The organism is Bacillus sp. CBEL-1, assembly GCF_004348885.1.
GTDB classification, from domain to species: Bacteria; Bacillota; Bacilli; order Bacillales; family Bacillaceae_H; genus Priestia; species Priestia aryabhattai_A.
In genome coordinates this window covers 34485-53220 of sequence record NZ_SBIM01000025.1, presented here as the reverse complement: position 1 = coordinate 53220, position 18736 = coordinate 34485, and the positions used below count along the sequence as shown (strand labels likewise).

Sequence of the window (18736 nt, the reverse complement as noted above, 5' to 3'; positions counted from 1 at the left end):
GTCATAGAAGCAAGCTTCTAATCAGTTCGCTCGACTTGCATGTATTAGGCACGCCGCCAGCGTTCATCCTGAGCCAGGATCAAACTCTCCGAAGAAATGTTTGACTTGCTCATAAAAGTTTAAAAAATTAACGTTGACGTTTGTCGCTTTGTTCAGTTTTCAAAGTTCAACCGCCGCTCTTAAGCGACTTTTCTATCTTATCAAGTTTACAACTCGATGTCAATAGTTTTTTTATTTCCTTTGAGATTCGTTTGTGTCTCTCAAGGACATTTATAAATATAACAGACATATTATCATATAGCAATACCAAAATAATAAGTTTAAATTTTCTAATATCTTCTATTCGTTATATCGATTGGATAAAAAGGAAAAAGACAGCTTTTTAGCTATCTTTTTCTAATTAATAATAAAATTTACTTCCCAGACGCATTCCCTTCTAAAATAAAGGTACTAAAAGCTGGTACAGTTACATTGTCACTTTTTACTTTCTTTATAGGCTTTGTACTCGCTTTTTTCCCATCAGCAAGCAGCGATAGATTACCTTTGGTAGACAAGTTGATCTTTATCTCTTTCGAATTAGCGTTGTGTATGATAGTTAGTTGCTTTTTGTTTTTATCCTTCAACGTATATGCTACTACATTTTTAGGTGCATTTAAAAATGATAGATTCTGACTAATCTCAGAGGCAGTTGTTGAACGAAATGCTGGATACTTTTTACGAATTTCAATCAAGCCTTTCATATACTCAACTTCTTGATTAAACGCTAAACGTCTCTTCCAATCTAGTTGATTTACAGAGTCTGGTGATTTATAGCTATTATGATCTCCACCTTTAGTTCTCATAAACTCTTGACCAGCGTGTATGAAAGACATGCCTTGTGAAGTTAATACCATAGATGAAGCAAGTTTATGCATTTGCTTACGCTCAGATTCAGTAGCAGTAGGGTTTGTTAATAGTAACTTATCCCATAACGTATGATTATCATGAGCTTCTACATACGTTACTACTTGTTCCGGATCTTGATAAGTAGCTGTTGATGAATCATATTGAAGTCCACCTGCTATACTCTTTTTCATTGTGTCTTCCATACCTTGTCTGCCATTTACAAAACCATTATCTTCATCATAAAATACGCTACCCTTTAAACCATCGCGAATAACATCATTAAAATGCGCTACACCTGGCATTTTCTTTGCATTCTTCTGGTTTGCTTTTTGATCAGCAGATAAAGGCGTGTTTAAGTCCCAACCTTCTCCTAAAACAATAATGCTTGGATCAACTTTATTTAAAGCTTCTCGAACCTCTTTCATGGTTTCTACATCATGAATTCCCATTAAATCAAAACGAAAACCATCTAAATTATATTCTGTTGCCCAATATGTTACCGAGTCTACAATAAACTTCCTCATCATTTTACGCTCTGAGGCTGTATCATTTCCAACTCCTGTTCCATTAGCTAACGTTCCATCTTCATTATATCGGAAGTAGTAACCTGGTACTAACTCATTAAAGTTTGACTCATTTACAGCATACATATGGTTATAAACAACATCCATAATTACACGTAAATTATTTTTGTGCAGTGATTGTACCATCTGCTTCATTTCTTTAATTCTCACTTTAGGTTCATATGGGTTTGTTGAATAAGAGCCTTCAGGCGCATTATAGTTCTTTGGATCATAGCCCCAGTTATACTGAGCCACGTCTAACTTGGTTTCATCGACTGTACGGTAATCATAAATAGGAATAAACTGCACGTGCGTTACACCTAAGTCTTTAATATGATCTAACCCTGTTTTCACTCCACCAGGACCTCTTGTTCCTTCCTCAGTAACACCTAAAAACTTACCTTTGTTTTTAATTCCACTATTTTCATCAATTGATAAATCTCGTACGTGAAGCTCATAGATAATCGCATCTTCACGATTTTTTAGAAAAGGTTTTTTCGCTGGCCACTTCTCTGGATTTGTAGTTTTTAAATCTACTACTACACCTTTATCTCCATTTACAGTTACAGCACGTGCATAAGGGTCAACAGCTTCATTCCATTTATCTCCAATTTTAACTTTATACGTGTAGATTAATTTATCTTGATTCCCTTCTAACTGTGCAGTCCATGTACCTCTCTCTGCTTTTTTCATTGAAATTTCAGTTCCGTTAGTTGAGTCCCACTTTTGATATGTAACTAGTTTCGCTTCAGTAGCAGTAGGAGCCCATAAGCGGAAAGATGTTTTTTCTTTTTTATACGTATTTCCTAGGTCGTTTCCATCGTAATAAAACATATCATCGAATTCTTTTGAGCGCACTGCTGCCCCAATTTCAACTGTCGCACTTCCAAACAAGGACTTTGAGATTTTATATACCTTTGTTAAATCTAAATTATTTTTTGTCACAATGCGGACTTTGTTCGTTGTTTTTTCACCCTTATTAAATGGTATCACTTCTTTAATTTCTGCTCCTTCTACTGTAATACCAGAGTTATCTGCCTCTGTTATAGGGAATGGAACATTTGTTTGAAGCGTGATTTCATTCATTTTGTCAATGCTCGCTCCAATAATCTTTGGATTTAAATCTATTTGGCTTGGATCATAAAATACACGCTCGATTCCTTGAGCAATCCAAATTTCAGCTGATCCATCTTCTTTAAATTTCGTGATATAGCGATTATCTAACTCTTTATTACCCCACTCATTTCCATCTATGCTTTGTCGAGCAACAAACCCTACCTTTTGAATACCCTTTGGATCATTTAATTCGACCGTAGCGACTTTTCCAAATTTATCTTCTCCTTTAAATTGAACAGCTTGACCATCCTTTCCATCTGGCCAAACCCATAAGTCCCATCCTTCATAGTTTTGATCATAACGTGCATAATGAATGGTAACTTTAACGTTTTCATAAGATGGTAAATCACGATATTCTCCATCGGGTGGTTCGTTATACACCGTATTATCTCCACTTTTTATCCATACTTCACCTTCACCATTTTGGATATCAACCCAGCGGTCTTCCCCATCTTTCTCCCAAGTATCTGTGCGAACAATGAACCCTACCCTTTTAGTATTTGTAGGAATTTCAATCTCAGCAACTTTTCCAAACGCATCTTCTCCTGTAAAGTCGTAAACTTTCCCTTCTCCACCTTCAGGCCAAACCCACAGGTTCCAATTTTTTGCGTTATTCGGTGCTTCTTGATAATGAATAACTACTTTCGTTGTATTTGCAATCGTTTGCACAGGAAAGCTCGAAAAAACTGATGCAACCATCGCAAAGACAATTAGAATAGCAAACCATCGATTAATTTTCATAACACCCATCCCCTTTGTTTATAGTCAATAACAAATCTATTATATAAACACTGAAAACGTTTGCACAATACAAAAAATTGAATTTTCGAAAAATGAATCCAAAAGACCTATTTAATGACAAATAAAAGAGACAACCAATTGGTTGTCTCTTTCTGTTAACGATGGCGCATTTGTGGGAATAATAGTACATCACGAATAGACGGAGCGTTTGTTAACAGCATAACTAAACGGTCAATACCGATTCCTAAACCACCAGTTGGCGGCATGCCATATTCTAACGCTTCAATGAAGTCATCATCCATCTCATGTGCTTCATCGTTACCTTGTTCTTTTTCTTTTAACTGCGCTTCAAAACGTTCACGCTGATCAATTGGATCGTTTAACTCAGTAAATGCATTGGCATGTTCTCTTGCTACAATAAACAACTCAAAGCGATCTGTAAATCGAGGATCATCCTCATTCTTTTTCGCTAATGGTGAAATTTCTACAGGGTGTCCGTAAATGAATGTTGGTTGAATTAATTGCTCTTCTACTTTTTGTTCAAAGAATTCATTTACAATGTGCCCATATAACATGTGCTCTGTAATTTCAACATTATGTTCTTTTGCAAGAGCACGTGCTTCTTCAACAGATGTTTCTTTCCAAAAATCAACGCCTGTATATTGCTTGATGGCATCTACCATATGAAGTCTTGTCCATTCTGGAGTTAAGTCTACTTCATGCTCCCCATATTGGATTTTAGTCGTTCCTAATACTTCTTTCGCAATATGTGCAATTAGGTTTTCAGTTAATGCCATAATATCCTTGTAATCAGCATACGCTTCATACAGTTCAATCATTGTAAATTCTGGGTTATGGCGAGTTGATACACCTTCGTTACGGAAGACACGGCCAATTTCGTACACTTTTTCTAAGCCACCAACAATTAATCGTTTTAGGTGTAGCTCAATAGCAATACGCATATAAAGTTCCATATCTAGAGCATTGTGATGAGTAACGAATGGACGAGCTGATGCACCACCAGCAATCGAATGCATCATTGGTGTCTCAACTTCTAAGTAGCCATTATTATCTAAGTAGCGACGCATTGATTGGATAATACGGCTTCTTAAGATAAATGTTTGTTTACTTTCTGGATTTGTAATTAAATCTAAGTAGCGCTGACGATAGCGTTGTTCAATATCTTTTAAACCGTGATATTTATCTGGTAAAGGACGTAAAGCTTTTGATAATAAAGTGAATTCTTTTACCTTGATTGATAATTCACCCACTTTTGTTTTAAACAATACACCTTGTACGCCGACATGATCACCAATATCAACTGTTTTAAAGATTTCGTATTGTTCGTCCCCTACTGCATCTTTACGAACATAAAGCTGAATTTGACCTGTTAAATCTTGAACATGAGCAAAGCCTGCTTTTCCTTTTCCGCGCTTTGTCATAATACGTCCTGCTAATAAAACTGAAACTTCGTTTTCCTCTAAAGCTTCTTTCGTTAGTTCTTCGTATGCGTTAACGATCTCTTGTGATGTATGTGTACGTTCGAAGCGTTTCCCAAATGGATCCATACCTTGTTCTCGAAGGTTGTTCATTTTTTCACGACGAACGAGAAGTTGATCATTTAATTCTTCATGATTCATTATGTGCTCATCTCCATCGTATTAATAAATTTTCTAAAACAGAAAAAAGGCCAGCTTTTCCACTGGCAATTCCTACGTTTCTTTAAAATTATTATAAATTCAGTCGTTTCTCTATGTCAAATCGCTTTAGACTTACAGTATTTTCTTGTCTCAAGCTAAAACAACTTAATATAGTAACACAACTGCCTTAACGCGTAGTTATATTACTTCTTTCCCTTACGCACTTTCGGCCTTAACGAATTCTAAATAATGTTTGGTTATCAATTTCTTATTGTAACGAACTAAGAAAAGCAAGTAAACCTCCTCGCTCTTAAAAACAAAAAACGTTTTTATGGAATCGTCACGTCATGTAAGTCACCAATTAATTTAATCCCTTGTTCTGCAGCTAATCGTTCCGCTAAGTATAATGTAGGTATATCTTCAGTAGGCATAATAAAGTCACTAGCAATTTCTGATAGAGGGACCATTACAAATGCTCTTTCTGTCATTCGAGGATGAGGAACGATAAGCCTAGAACTATGTATAACCTCTTCATTGTAGAGAAGAATATCCAAGTCTAACGTTCGTGGCCCCCATACAACCTCTCTTTTTCGATTTTGCTGTAGCTCAATCTCCTGCAAAACATCTAGTAACCCTAAGGGAGGAAGTTCTGTTTTAATTTCGGCTACCATATTTAAGAAAGCACTTTGGTTAGTGTAGCCAACCGGATCTGTCTCGTATACTGAAGAAAGATTTTCTAATAAAATACCTTCATGACTGTTTAGTGATTGGACAGCTTGCTTTAAATAGTTACTGCGGCTTTTAATATTAGACCCTAGGGCTATAAAAGCTCTATTGTTCATTAGCGGCTCCTTGTAATTTCGACGGCAACCGAATCATAATGACCTTGAATCGGAGGGTCGGGCTTATATACTTTTACGGTACAACTTTGAATCAGGTGGTAAGAGGATAAAACTGTTGTCGCAATAGTCTCAGCAATCGTTTCAACTAGCTTAAACGTTTCTTTCTCTACAATATTTTTACATACTTCGTAAAGCTCTGCGTAGCTTACAGTTGCCTCTAAATCATCCTCTTGACCAGCTTTTTTCAAATCTAATTCTACAGTTAAGTCTACATTAAAACGTTGACCTAACTTATTTTCTTCAGAAAAAACGCCGTGATAACCATAAAAGCGCATATTGTTTACATGAATTTTATCCATGCTCGATTACCCCTTTACCAACTAGAACATCCATCATCTTTGTGAAGCGAGCGATCTCTTTCACATCATGTACTCTTGTCATATGAATACCTTTGGAAATACCCATTCCAATAGTGGCAGCAGTTCCTTCCACACGTTCTTTTGGAGGTAGATTAAGAACATGTCCAATTGTTGACTTTCGAGATGTAGCCAACAAAACAGGGTAACCTAGTGCTGTAAACTTATCCATATTTTGAATAACTTCAATATTTTGCTCTACCGTCTTAGCAAATCCAACCCCTGGGTCTAAGATAATGTTCTCATCTTTTACACCAGCATTTTTAACGATTTTTATGCTTTCATACAAATCCCCAATCATATCTGGAATGAGGTTTTGGTAATTTTTATTGTCTCTATTATGCATGAGGATAATAGGTACATTATAATGAGCAGCTACTTCTGCCATTTGTGGATCTGCCTTAGCTCCCCATACGTCATTGATAATATGTGCACCTGCTTCAATTGCTTGCTTTGCTACCTGAGACTTATACGTATCAATAGAGATAGGAACGTCTAGGTTCCGAGATAACTCTTTAATAACAGGAATCGTACGCTTTAATTCTTCTTCCATACTTACTTTGTCGCTTCCTGGACGTGTTGATTCACCACCAATATCAATAAGGTCTGCACCATCTATGACCATTTGTTTAGCATGCTCAACTGCTTTATCGATATGATTAAATGAACCACCATCTGAAAACGAGTCTGGGGTTACGTTTAAAATTCCCATGATTAACGTCTTTGTAGAATAATCTAACTTATGGGAACCACAATCAATAAATTGACCATTTACTACCGTTTTTGTCATCTAAGACTTCCTTTCGTACATCTTCTTTACTCCATAAATAAGAAGTATACTTCTCATATTGTCGCTGTAATGTATAGGTTAGCGTTTGTTCACCGGTTTTAAACTCTTTTTCCCCAACTTTATGGATAGCAAAAATTTCTTGAATTGAATTTGTCATAAAGATTTCTTCGCTCTCCAAAAGCTCTGATAATGTAAAGAATCCTTCTTTAACAAAAATCCCTTTGGCGCTCAAAAGCTTACATATAAATTGGCGAGTAATACCATTTAATATTCCCGTTTCAATAGCAGGAGTAAAGACGGTTTTACCTTTCACAAAGAAAAGGTTTGAAACAATACCTTCAGCTAAGAACCCTTCCTTTGTTAAGAAAATCCCTTCCTTATTCATATCGTTTCCAACTTCCCTTTTGGCTAAGATATTATTTAAATAATGATGGGATTTCAGACGTTCATTACTTTCAGGTGTATTTCTTTTTGTTTCAAGAATAACCCCCTCTTTTACAAGAGGGGTTTTCTTATCAGGCATAGGCTTTACATAAACAATGAACGATGGGTGAGTGTATGCTTCTACCTGTAGTCCAATTTCACCTACACCTGCAGATACGTTTAGACGAACATACGCATTTTGAAGATTATTCTTTTGCAGCAACTCGTTAAGAATTGTAAGTACATCTTCCTTTGAATATGTCCATTCAATATTTAAAAGCGATAAGCCGCTTTGTAATCGACTCAGATGATCATCTAATAAAAATGGATGACCATTATAGATTCTCATCGTTTCAAATAAACCTAGGCCATACATATAACCATGGTCAAAAGGAGAAATAGTTGCTTTGCTTCTTTCTAAGATCTCTCCATTTACATAAATGTACAAAGGTTACACGCCCTTTTTTTGATACGTATTAATAAAATTCCCCAGCATTTCTCGACCATATGAAGTCATAATGGATTCAGGGTGAAATTGGACACCCTCAATTGGCATAGTTTTATGACGAATAGCCATAATCTCATTTTCATCTGTCCATGCTGACACCTCAAAGCAGTCAGGTAGCGATTCGGTCTCTACAATTAAAGAGTGATAGCGAGTAGCTGTAAAAGGATTATCCAACCCTTCAAAGATTGTTTTTCCATCATGGTGCATTTCGGACGTTTTACCATGCATAAGTTTATCAGCTCTAATAACATTTCCACCAAACGCTTGACCAATGGACTGATGTCCAAGACAAACCCCAAAAATCGGAATTTTACCAGCAAAATATTTAATTGCTTCCAAGCTAATACCCGCTTCGTTGGGACTACATGGTCCTGGAGAAATCATTAAAAAGTCAGGGTTAAGATTTTCAATCTCCTCAATTGTAATTTCATCATTACGCTTGACCACTAACTCATGACCTAGCTCACCTAAATACTGTACTAAATTAAATGTAAATGAATCGTAGTTATCAATCATTAAAATCATCTGTTCTCATCCTCCACTCAGCTCTTTTTCACTCTGCTCTTTTGCTTTCCACAAAGCCATAGCCTTTTTTAAAGACTCTTTGTACTCATATTTAGGGTTCGAGTCAATAACAACACCAGCTCCCGCTTGTACATGTACTTGACTATCTTGGACGACCATTGTGCGAATTGCGATGTTAATTTCCATCTCACCATTATAGCCTATCCAACCAATTGATCCCGTATAGATACCTCTTCGAACAGGCTCTAGTTCTTCAATAATTTCCATTGTACGAACCTTTGGTGCACCTGTAATGGTTCCTCCTGGAAATACGGCGTCTACTACATCTACAAAATCTTTATTCTCAGCAATTTCACCTTTGACATTTGATACGATGTGCATAACATGGGAGTATTTTTCAATCACCATAAATTCATCTACACAAACAGTCCCATACTTACTTACTCTACCTAAGTCATTTCTCTCTAAATCAACGAGCATCACGTGCTCAGCACGCTCTTTTTCATTTTCAATTAACTCTTTAGCCAGTGCATTGTCTTCTTCATTTGTCTTTCCTCTAGACCTTGTTCCTGCGATTGGCCTCGTGCTGAGCTCAACTCCCGACTTTTTAACTAACAACTCTGGTGAGCAGCTCACTAAATGAAACTCATCCGTTTGCATATACGACATGTATGGAGAAGGATTAATCTTTCGGACCTGTTCGTAAATATGCATTGGATGTGTATTAAGAGGCTGTGACTGTCTTACAGATAAGTTAACTTGAAATACATCACCTTGTCCAATGTATTCTTTTATCTTTTCAACAGCCACACCAAACTCTTCCTCTGACATTGACAAAGTTGTTTGCGTATTAACACTCTTCACCTTTTCATAAGCAAGGGTATAATTTGTTTTAGCCAACCATTGATTTTTATATGAAGTTAAACGAGCTTTAGCATGTTCTTCATCTGTGTGGTTCACTATTATCCATAGCTCTTCTTTATGGTGGTCATATACAAAGACATCATCAAAAATTAAAAAATAAATATCAGGCATCTTTAACGGATCATCTGCTATTGTTGGTACATGTTCTACGTACCTCACGTAATCATAGCTGATATAACCAATGGCCCCACCTTGAAATGGAGGCAGTTCTTTACGTTGAGATGTTTGGTACTTCTTCATCCATTTACGCATCAAGTGCAGTGGATTACCCTTTTCAACACTTCGTCTTTCTTGCTCTATAATATGAAGCTCGTTAGACTCTCCTCGTAGAATAGCGATAGGGTTAAGGCCCATAATATGAAAGTTACCGCCTCGCCCACTCTCCAACAATATGTGATGCGGCTCATCTACAGATAATTCTTGATACTTACTAAACCATTTATCCTTCGGAATCGAAATCGATTCACCCCATGTCATTCGTTGCTGCATTTGCTCACTCTCCTAAAATGAATCACCTATCTTTATTTTACATGATTTTTGAAAGTTATTCACTAGATGAAAAAAACTACCCCTTTAAGCCACAAAATTACTGTGGCTTAAAGGGGTAGCTAAATAAAAACGATTTATCGTAGCTTATCAAGACTGACCTTGTGTTTGCTCCTCAAATTGGAATAATGGTGTGCTTAAATAGCGCTCACCATTACTTGGAATAATGGCTAACACTTTCTTACCTTTTCCTAATTCTTTTGCTACTTTTAATGCTGCAAAAATTGCTGCACCTGAAGAAATTCCGACTAATACACCTTCAGTTTTAGCTACTTTTCGAGCATAGTCAAATGCTTCTTCATTTTTCACAGGAATGATATGGTCATATAGGTCTGTATTTAACACACCTGGTATAAAGTTAGCACCAATTCCTTGAATTTTATGAGGCCCTGGCTGACCACCACTTAAAATTGGTGAGTCTGCTGGTTCTACAGCATAAAGTTTGATCTCTGGGTAAGCTTCTTTCAATACTTCTCCAGCACCTGTAATCGTTCCCCCTGTTCCAATCCCAGCTACAAAAGCATCAAGTTGGTCACCAAATTGTTCAACGATTTCTTTACCTGTTGTTTTACGGTGCACTTCAGGGTTTGCTTCATTTTGGAACTGTTGAGGAATAAAATAACCATGTTCTTTCGCTAATTCAGAAGCCTTATTAACAGCTCCTTTCATTCCTTCAGGTCCTGGTGTTAAGACTAACTCCGCTCCATATGCACGAAGTAGGTTACGACGTTCAATACTCATTGTTTCAGGCATTGTTAAAATCGCACGGTATCCTTTTGCTGCTGCAACCATCGCTAAACCGATACCTGTGTTACCGCTTGTAGGTTCAATAATTGTGTCGCCAGGCTTTAAAACACCTTTAGCTTCCGCATCTTCAATCATTGCTAACGCAATACGATCTTTCACGCTGCTTCCTGGGTTCATAAACTCTAACTTTAAGTATACATCTGCCATATCTTCTTCAACTAAACGATTTAATTTAACAATTGGTGTTTGACCAATTAATTCCGTAATTGAATTTGCTACGCGTGCCATATCTCCACTCCTAATCCCGAGTAATTTTATTGAATTTGTATAAAATTTATCAGTTATTTTCTAAATTGTCAATCATTTTGTTTTGTGACAATGACTTTTTTTTCTATTTTTCTAGACCATTATATCCTTACTGTATCACTTTCAGACCAAACTTCAAAAGAAAAAGACACCGGCTGTATGCGATGTCTTTTTCAAAGGATTATATAGCTTCTTCTTTCATTTCTTTAAGTTCTTCAGCAGGGAAGTGATACATTTCATTGCAGAAGTGACACTGTGCTTCAGCTTTGCCATCTTCATCAATCATTGATTGAATTTCATCTTTTCCTAAGCTGATAATTGCATTGCCAATGCGCTCTTTAGAACATTGACATTTGAATTGAACAGGCATGGTTTCAAGAATTTTCAGGTTATCTTTTCCTAGAACTTCTTCTAAAATCTCTTCTGGTGTTAATCCACGTTGGATAAGTTTAGAGATTGGTTCAATGGTTTGTAAACGCTGTTCAATTGCTGAGATTGTTGCTTCATCTGTTCCTGGTAACAGCTGAATAATAAAACCACCTGCAGCTAAAATTGAATTATCTGGGTTTACTAAAACACCAACACCCACTGATGAAGGAACTTGTTCAGATGTTACAAAATAATAGGTAAAATCTTCTCCTAATTCACCTGATACAATCGGTACTTGACCATTAAATTGATCTCTCATACCAACGTCTTTTACTACGCTAAGCGTACCTCCCGTACCTACTGCACGAGCAACATCTAGCTTACCATGTTTGTTTAGGTCAAAGTGCGTTTGTGGGTTTGTAACATAACCACGAACTTCCCCTTTGGCATTGCTATCTACCAGGATTGCGCCAATTGGTCCTCCACCTTCAACCTTTATAGTTAACTTTTGTTCTCCCTTTAACATTGCGCCCATCATTACACCAGCACTCATCGTACGACCTAGTGCTGCTGAAGCTGTTGGCCACGTATAATGGCGACGCTGCGCTTCGCCTACTGCTTCCGTTGTTTTCACAGCGTAGGCACGAACTTGATTATTATATGCTAAAGCTTTGACTAAGTAGTCACTCATAATAATACTAACTCCTCTTATTCCATATTTTTCGTATAGATAATCTGTAGACCTTTTAATGTTAAAAACGGATCTACAATGTCAATAATATCTGACTCTTTTGCGATTAATGTTGCTAAACCACCTGTTGCAATTACTTTAGGGTTTACGTTTGATTGCTCTTTCATTCGTGTAACAATACCTTCAACTTGCCCAACATATCCATATAAAATTCCTGCTTGCATCGCAGAAACTGTATTTTTGCCTACAATGCTATTCGGCCTAGCAATTTCAATTCTTGGAAGCTTAGATGCTCTAGAATACAGCGCTTCCGTAGAGATGTTAATACCAGGTGCGATAGCTCCTCCCATATACTGCTTATCTTCGTCAATATAACAGTAAGTTGTTGCTGTTCCAAAATCGACAATAATTAGTGGGCTGCCATAAAGCTTAATACCTGCTACTGCATTGACGATACGGTCTGCTCCAACCTCTCTTGGGTTTTCATATTTAATATTTAAACCTGTTTTAATACCAGGGCCTACTATAAGCGGCTTTAAATGAAAATATTTTTGGCACATACGTTCCAATGCAAACATAATTGGTGGTACTACAGAGGAGATAATAATACCATGAATATCTCTAAAAGATAAACCAACGTGCTCAAGGAGTGCCTTAATTGTCATTCCGTATTCATCTTCTGTCTTATTACGACTCGTTTCAATGCGCCAATGATATTTTAGTTCATCACCATCATATACTCCTAATACAGTATTCGTATTTCCAACATCTAATACAAAAATCATGTTAATCACCACTTCGCCTTTAATCAATATTTACACTGAAACCATCATACCATAACTAAGAAAAAGGGGTGTACAGTAAAAGAAGCTTTTCCTTTTTCTTACTAATATTCATATAGAAACAAAAAAAAAGTAAGATGCTCATAGGAGCATCTTACTTTTTTATTCTTTAGGCTCTTCTTCTTGATCTGGCTTTGATTGAATGTTTACTTTTACATCTTCATCACTGCTTTTTGGAGAACGATCTGGAAGCGTGCCATGATCAACCAAGTGCTTGATTTGCTCAGCATCTAATGTTTCAACTTTTAATAACGTTTGAGCAACAAGTTCTAACTTATCACGATTTTCAGTTAGGATTTGTCTTGCACGCTCGTAGCTATCTTTAATGAACTGTTGAATTTCTAAATCAATTTGATGAGCAATTGCGTCACTATAGTTTTGTTCATTTTGGATGTCACGTCCTAAGAACACTTGGCCACCTTGTGACTGACCAAACTGCATTGGACCTAACTTATCGCTCATACCGTATTCAGTAACCATACGTCTTGCGATACTTGTTGCACGTTGGAAGTCATTATGTGCACCTGTACTTACTTCGCCAAAGATTAATTCCTCAGCTACACGTCCACCTAATAAACCAACGATCTTATCTAAAAGCTCTGGTTTTGTCATGAAATAGCGATCTTCTTTCGGAAGCATTACAGCATAACCGCCTGCTTGCCCACGTGGAACAATCGTTACTTTATGTACCATATCCGCTTCATCTAATACAACACCAATAATTGTGTGACCAGCTTCGTGGTACGCGACAATATTGCGTTCTTTTTTAGAAATAACGCGACTCTTTTTAGCTGGTCCCGCAATTACGCGGTCCGTTGCTTCATCGATATCACTCATATCAATTTTTTTCTTATCTTGTCGTGCAGCTACTAAAGCAGCTTCGTTTAACAAGTTTTCTAAGTCGGCTCCTGAGAAACCTGGTGTACGCATCGCAATAGCATTTAGATTCACATTTTCATCTAAAGGTTTGTTGCGGGCATGTACTTTTAATACCGCTTCACGACCATTTACATCTGGACGATCTACAGTAATCTGACGATCAAAACGTCCTGGACGTAATAAAGCTGGATCTAAAATATCAGGGCGGTTTGTTGCTGCAATGATAATGATTCCTTCATTAGCACCAAAGCCATCCATTTCAACAAGCAATTGGTTTAGAGTTTGTTCACGTTCATCGTGACCTCCACCTAGACCAGCACCACGTTGACGACCTACAGCATCAATTTCATCGATGAAGATAATACAAGGTGCATTTTTCTTTGCGTTTTCAAACAAGTCACGCACACGTGATGCACCAACACCAACAAACATTTCAACAAAGTCTGAACCACTGATTGAGAAGAAAGGCACGCCTGCTTCACCAGCTACAGCTCTCGCTAATAATGTTTTACCCGTTCCTGGAGGGCCTACAAGAAGCACACCTTTTGGAATTCGAGCCCCTAAGTCGGCAAATTTACGAGGGTCTTTCAAGAACTCTACAACCTCAACAAGTTCTTGCTTCTCTTCGTCTGCACCTGCAACATCTTTGAACTTAACTTTCTTCTTTTCTTCACTGTAAAGCTTCGCTTTACTTTTACCAAAGTTCATTACACGGCTACCGCCACCTTGAGCTTGGTTTAGTAAGAAGAAGAAGAGAATGAAGATAATGACAAAAGGTATAATTGATGTAAAGAATGTTACCCAACCACTTGTTTCATCTGCTGGGTCAACCTTTACCTGAATTTCCTTACTATTTGCAGCGGCATTAATACGCTCTAACGCTTGATCACCATCTACAATGTAAGTTTGGAATTTCTGATCCTCATTATAAGATTCTAATTTCCCTTGTACAACATAAACCCCACGTTCAGGCTTCAATGTTAATGATTCAATATCTCCACTTTCCAAGTGTCCTACAAATGTGTCATATCGCATTGCTTCAGTCTTTTGGTTGGAACCACTGAAGAAACTGACCACGCCAATAATGACTAAAAATATAAGTAAATAAAAGATGGTATTACGGAAGATCCGATTCATTTCTTACCTCCTCCCACGATAAACAAATACTGTATTCAATAGTACCATAGAACCTATATCCTATCCAACAAATTGCATTTGCAAATATGCTGATTAGTTACTATACACTTCTGGTTTTAGCACGCCAATGTAAGGTAGGTTACGATACTTTTCCTGATAATCTAACCCATACCCTACTACGAAAGCATCTGGAACTTCAAAGCCAACGTAATCTGCTTTAATATCCGCTTTACGACCAGTTGGTTTGTCTAATAGTGTTACGATTCTAATTGATTTTGCTTTGCGATACTTAAATAACTCTACTAAATAGCTTAGCGTTAATCCACTATCAATAATATCTTCTAAAATTAAGATGTCTCGACCTTCTACAGAAGTATCTAAATCCTTTAAGATTTTTACTTCACCAGAAGAAACCATTTCTTTACCATAGCTTGATACATCCATAAAGTCCATTTCTAAATATGTATCGATGCGTTTAATTAGGTCAGACATAAAAGGCATGGCACCTTTTAATACACCAATTACTAAAGGAAAGCGATCTTGATACTCTTCAGTGAGTAGTTGTCCTAAATCCTTTACCTTTGCCTGTATTTCTTCCTCTGAAATTAGAATTTCTTTAATATCATGCTTCATTCCTTGCTTGCCTCCTAGAAGTTTTCCCTACTTATAGTATAAAATAACATATCTTAACTTATGAGTGTGTAATTCATAAGCAGATTTTTTTAATTTTGGCAGCCATAAAATTGTACCATTACTATCTTCTACAATAGGCCACGCATTTCTTTTCTCTAAAGGCACTTTTTCATCAATAAAGATATCCTTTACCTTTTTATGCCCCTTCATGCCTTTTAATTGAATTTTATCTCCTGGTTTTCGCGTTCGAACCCGAATCGGAAACCTAACCTTACTATCATCTACTAAAAAGATGTCAGCGTCTTGCTTATCATATTCTCCATTATGTATGCTAGCAGTAAGGGAATGACCATTCGGAAGCTGAATAACCCCTGGAATGGGAATATCATATTCATATGCTGGAATAGACTGCGTAAATTCAAAAGTGAACATACAGTCGTCATACGAACGAGAAATTGTCAGCTTATTTGGAAAGTGAAGCACACCAGAAGGTTTATCAGCTTCTAAAAACCTCAATAAATTATTAATATGAACTGAGGAAAGATCTGAAGGGATTTTTTTATAGAGATAGTTTAATATTAGTTGAATCCCACGCCTTTGTAAAGGTTTGCTTATATTAAGGAAAGACCCTCGACTCATTAAAAGATACCCTTGTCTTTGCTGTTTAATTACCTTATTCATTTCTTGTGTTGTTAATTCCTCTAAATAGACTTGATCTTCATATAAGTTTTCACTAAAAGCCTGAAATTTTTCATGTATATCGTGATATTCATCCTTTAAAAAAGGTAATATATATTGCCTAATGCGATTACGAGTATATGTATCCTTCTCGTTAGTAGGGTCTATTCTAGGATTTAAGTTAAATTTCCTGCAATATAACAAAATTTGTTCTTTTGTAACAGATAAAAAAGGGCGAACGAGAGACCCTGTGGCATAAGGACGCTTTGCCTCCATACCTCCATACCCTTTCATCGTACTACCTCGCGCTAACCTCATAAGTATGGTTTCTACTTGATCATCTCCGTGATGAGCTAAAGCTAGTACCTCTGCACCGTACTTATTCATCATTTCTTCAAAGAACGTATATCGACATTCTCTAGCTGCTACTTGAGCAGATACTTTGTTCTTTTTTTGATAAGCTGTTACATCGATACTAACACCTTCAAAAGTAATACCTGCATCTCTGCAATAAGCTTGCACGTATTCTAAGTCACGTCTAGACTCTTCTCCTCGAAACATATGGTCAACGTGCAGCGCCACTAGGTGTAAATTTCTGTGCATCTGCTCCTTATGTAAAAAATGAAGCAATGCTAAGGAGTCTGGACCTCCAGAAACACCAACTAAGACCGTTGCATTAGTTGGTAAAAGGTTATGTTTATCAATAAATTCTGTTGTTTCCCTTTCCATTATCCTGTTCATCCTTACGTGATTAAGACTAGTTACCACTATTCCCTTCTCATTTTACGGATATTCCATTAAAAAGTTTCACATTTATAGTACTTGAATGAAAAGATATAACAAATACATAAACATGACGGATGCTCCTAATAAAACAGTTTCTAGGAAATGTGTACGCTTCTTCTTTACTTTAACACGCTTTGGACTATGCTGACGAACCTTTTGATTCCCTACAGATGTAACTGATTCACCGCCCTTGGTTCCTTCAATCAGATCTTGCTTCATCTCATAAGCTGTACGATAGTTGCCATGAACCGCTTTATACAAAGTAGAACGATGTGCTAACAGAGCGTTATGTGTTTTTAATAATTTCTTTAGTTGTTCATTAGGTTTATCGGTTTTATTTAAACGTTCGCCGATTAATAATTCGATTATAATCATGGCCATAGCAAACAAGTCATATGTTGGCTCAGCTTTTCGAGAGCCAAACCCCCAATATGCTCGATCATAGTAATCTGTAAACTCTTTGATAGCTCTCCCTTGCATTGTCGTTCCACCTACATCGATTAAACGAACCTTGACAGGCTGGTCACTTACAACCAAGTTCTCTGGCTTTAAGTCTCCAAAGACCCATCCTTCCTTGTGTAGTTCATGTAAGTCGCCTAATAGCTGTATGGCCAGTACATTTACCCATTCCTTGCCTCTTTTCGCAATGAAAGCTTTTAACGATGTTCCCTTTACATATTCCATTACATAAAAAGAGAGTGCTTGATTACGATAAACCCAGTCGTCTACATCGAATAAGAAAGGTCCAACAGACTTGCCATGGACCTTTGAGAAGTTACGTAATACATTTACCTCAGCTGTTACAGAGTTGTTATCAAAGCTTAACTTTAACGCTGTCATTTCTCCATTTGGCGAGTGAACCAAATAGACAACTCCGGTTGCACCTATGCCTAGTTGCTTTACGATGGTGTAATGATTATGATGCCACTTCCCTGTTAGTGTTGTACCAGCTGTTAAGTTACATACCAGATTCTTCATTGTAGTGTTCATCACTTCTTAACATCCCCCTTAAGGAACGTTTCTTCTGAACAAAGTGGTTTGTTGCCTCTTTAATCGCTGGGCCCGTAGGTGTAATGCCACCAGCTGTTAACTTCGGAAATATAGTAGATAATGATTCTAGCTTTGGGTTCCAATCCATAAGTTTTTCAACATCTTTCTTTTTCCCTGGAAATAAAAATACTGAAAATTGATTGTATCCAATTCTAGCATTGAGACTGAGAGACAAATCTAATAATGCTTCTTTAACAGTTGGAAGTTTCGATTTCATGCTTCCACTCATATCAACTAAAATGAGAATCTCTAAATCAACTGTTTCACCTAGCTCATCGACAACTTCCATAATTTCTCCACGCTTTTCCGGAGGTAAATCTTCCATCTTTGAAGCTGATGCACCTAATATTTGTTGAAGCTCTTTATTTACTACACCTTGCAAAGTTTGAGTCATTGCTTGTCTTGTAACCATCTGAACGGTTTGAGAGAGTTGCTTTACATAAACGATTTGGCTAACCCCTCCACCTGACATAGCTATACCTTCAATTTCATTTTGACTTTGTTCATCAATCACGTCTTCTTCCATAACGCCAATAACATTTACACTGATACCCTGTTCCTTAGCTAGTGCTGCCATTGCAATTGGATCTTCTCCCGTGTTAGAGCCTCCATCTGTAATAACCAACATTTGCTTTAACGTTCCTTTTTTCATAAATAAAATCCCCTCCTCATTATCAGTATTAACATGATAGACGAGGA

The 18736-nt window shown here is 37.0% G+C and carries 16 protein-coding genes and 1 rRNA gene; all 17 read right to left on the bottom strand.

Annotation, left to right across the window (positions count from 1 at the left end; all coding sequences use genetic code 11):
* Window positions 1–95: ribosomal RNA gene (locus EPL02_RS20700) — 16S ribosomal RNA — on the bottom strand; the annotation flags it as partial.
* 318 nt (window positions 96–413) lie between these two features.
* Window positions 414–3305: a type I pullulanase gene (gene pulA, locus EPL02_RS20695; RefSeq protein WP_131888606.1), complete on the bottom strand. Its 2892-nt coding sequence runs from the start codon at window positions 3303–3305 to the stop codon at window positions 414–416.
* A gap of 155 nt (window positions 3306–3460) precedes the next feature.
* Window positions 3461–4945 (bottom strand): lysine--tRNA ligase, encoded by a 1485-nt coding sequence (lysS, locus tag EPL02_RS20690; RefSeq protein WP_094913101.1) that lies wholly within the window; start codon window positions 4943–4945, stop codon window positions 3461–3463.
* Window positions 4946–5274: 329 nt separating this feature from the next.
* A complete protein-coding gene (folK, locus tag EPL02_RS20685) occupies window positions 5275–5787 on the bottom strand; it encodes a 2-amino-4-hydroxy-6-hydroxymethyldihydropteridine diphosphokinase (RefSeq protein WP_094913102.1) in 513 nt (170 codons plus the stop codon).
* Window positions 5787–6146 (bottom strand): dihydroneopterin aldolase, encoded by a 360-nt coding sequence (folB, locus tag EPL02_RS20680; protein ID WP_131888605.1) that lies wholly within the window; start codon window positions 6144–6146, stop codon window positions 5787–5789. The genes folK and folB overlap by 1 nt, the downstream gene beginning before the upstream one ends.
* Window positions 6139–6993 (bottom strand): dihydropteroate synthase, encoded by an 855-nt coding sequence (gene folP / locus EPL02_RS20675; RefSeq protein ID WP_094913104.1) that lies wholly within the window; start codon window positions 6991–6993, stop codon window positions 6139–6141. The genes folB and folP overlap by 8 nt, the downstream gene beginning before the upstream one ends.
* A complete protein-coding gene (gene pabC, locus EPL02_RS20670; protein ID WP_131888604.1) occupies window positions 6959–7864 on the bottom strand; it encodes an aminodeoxychorismate lyase in 906 nt (301 codons plus the stop codon). The genes folP and pabC overlap by 35 nt, the downstream gene beginning before the upstream one ends.
* A 3-nt stretch (window positions 7865–7867) precedes the next feature.
* Window positions 7868–8449, bottom strand: a complete 582-nt coding sequence (gene pabA, locus EPL02_RS20665; protein WP_094913106.1) for an aminodeoxychorismate/anthranilate synthase component II — start codon at window positions 8447–8449, stop codon at window positions 7868–7870.
* A 6-nt stretch (window positions 8450–8455) separates the two neighbouring features.
* Window positions 8456–9862: an anthranilate synthase component I family protein gene (locus tag EPL02_RS20660; protein WP_131888603.1), complete on the bottom strand. Its 1407-nt coding sequence runs from the start codon at window positions 9860–9862 to the stop codon at window positions 8456–8458.
* Window positions 9863–10009: 147 nt separating this feature from the next.
* Entirely contained in the window at window positions 10010–10954 is a 945-nt protein-coding gene (gene cysK / locus EPL02_RS20655) for a cysteine synthase A (protein WP_094913108.1), read from the bottom strand.
* Window positions 10955–11153: 199 nt separating this feature from the next.
* Entirely contained in the window at window positions 11154–12032 is an 879-nt protein-coding gene (hslO, locus tag EPL02_RS20650; protein WP_094913109.1) for an Hsp33 family molecular chaperone HslO, read from the bottom strand.
* Between the two features lie 17 nt (window positions 12033–12049).
* On the bottom strand, window positions 12050–12817 hold the full coding sequence (locus tag EPL02_RS20645; RefSeq protein WP_094913110.1) for a type III pantothenate kinase: 768 nt from the start codon (window positions 12815–12817) through the stop codon (window positions 12050–12052).
* Window positions 12818–12976: 159 nt separating this feature from the next.
* Window positions 12977–14890 carry an ATP-dependent zinc metalloprotease FtsH gene (ftsH, locus tag EPL02_RS20640; RefSeq protein ID WP_094913111.1) on the bottom strand — a complete coding sequence of 638 codons (1914 nt, stop codon included), beginning with the start codon at window positions 14888–14890 and terminating at the stop codon, window positions 12977–12979.
* A gap of 93 nt (window positions 14891–14983) precedes the next feature.
* Entirely contained in the window at window positions 14984–15523 is a 540-nt protein-coding gene (hpt, locus tag EPL02_RS20635) for a hypoxanthine phosphoribosyltransferase (protein ID WP_094913112.1), read from the bottom strand.
* A 27-nt stretch (window positions 15524–15550) separates the two neighbouring features.
* Window positions 15551–16930 (bottom strand): tRNA lysidine(34) synthetase TilS, encoded by a 1380-nt coding sequence (gene tilS, locus EPL02_RS20630; RefSeq protein ID WP_131888602.1) that lies wholly within the window; start codon window positions 16928–16930, stop codon window positions 15551–15553.
* 84 nt (window positions 16931–17014) lie between these two features.
* Entirely contained in the window at window positions 17015–17977 is a 963-nt protein-coding gene (locus tag EPL02_RS20625) for a protein kinase domain-containing protein (protein ID WP_131888607.1), read from the bottom strand.
* The gene (locus EPL02_RS20620) at window positions 17946–18689 is read right to left on the bottom strand and encodes a vWA domain-containing protein (protein WP_094913115.1); all 744 of its coding nucleotides are present in this window, start codon (window positions 18687–18689) and stop codon (window positions 17946–17948) included. The genes EPL02_RS20625 and EPL02_RS20620 overlap by 32 nt, the downstream gene beginning before the upstream one ends.
* Between the last annotated feature and the right edge of the window lie 47 nt (window positions 18690–18736).

Excerpts from the sequence above, each read along its gene's own strand:
- pulA (WP_131888606.1), bottom strand. The coding sequence starts at position 3,305 with ATGAAAATTAATCGATGGTTTGCTATTCTAATTGTCTTTGCGATGGTT.
- lysS (WP_094913101.1), bottom strand. The coding sequence starts at position 4,945 with ATGAATCATGAAGAATTAAATGATCAACTTCTCGTTCGTCGTGAAAAA.
- folK (WP_094913102.1), bottom strand. The coding sequence starts at position 5,787 with ATGAACAATAGAGCTTTTATAGCCCTAGGGTCTAATATTAAAAGCCGC.
- folB (WP_131888605.1), bottom strand. The coding sequence starts at position 6,146 with ATGGATAAAATTCATGTAAACAATATGCGCTTTTATGGTTATCACGGC.
- folP (WP_094913104.1), bottom strand. The coding sequence starts at position 6,993 with ATGACAAAAACGGTAGTAAATGGTCAATTTATTGATTGTGGTTCCCAT.
- pabA (WP_094913106.1), bottom strand. The coding sequence starts at position 8,449 with ATGATTTTAATGATTGATAACTACGATTCATTTACATTTAATTTAGTA.
- EPL02_RS20660 (WP_131888603.1), bottom strand. The coding sequence starts at position 9,862 with ATGCAGCAACGAATGACATGGGGTGAATCGATTTCGATTCCGAAGGAT.
- cysK (WP_094913108.1), bottom strand. The coding sequence starts at position 10,954 with ATGGCACGCGTAGCAAATTCAATTACGGAATTAATTGGTCAAACACCA.
- hslO (WP_094913109.1), bottom strand. The coding sequence starts at position 12,032 with ATGAGTGACTACTTAGTCAAAGCTTTAGCATATAATAATCAAGTTCGT.
- EPL02_RS20645 (WP_094913110.1), bottom strand. The coding sequence starts at position 12,817 with ATGATTTTTGTATTAGATGTTGGAAATACGAATACTGTATTAGGAGTA.
- ftsH (WP_094913111.1), bottom strand. The coding sequence starts at position 14,890 with ATGAATCGGATCTTCCGTAATACCATCTTTTATTTACTTATATTTTTA.
- hpt (WP_094913112.1), bottom strand. The coding sequence starts at position 15,523 with ATGAAGCATGATATTAAAGAAATTCTAATTTCAGAGGAAGAAATACAG.
- tilS (WP_131888602.1), bottom strand. The coding sequence starts at position 16,930 with ATGGAAAGGGAAACAACAGAATTTATTGATAAACATAACCTTTTACCA.
- EPL02_RS20625 (WP_131888607.1), bottom strand. The coding sequence starts at position 17,977 with ATGAACACTACAATGAAGAATCTGGTATGTAACTTAACAGCTGGTACA.
- EPL02_RS20620 (WP_094913115.1), bottom strand. The coding sequence starts at position 18,689 with ATGAAAAAAGGAACGTTAAAGCAAATGTTGGTTATTACAGATGGAGGC.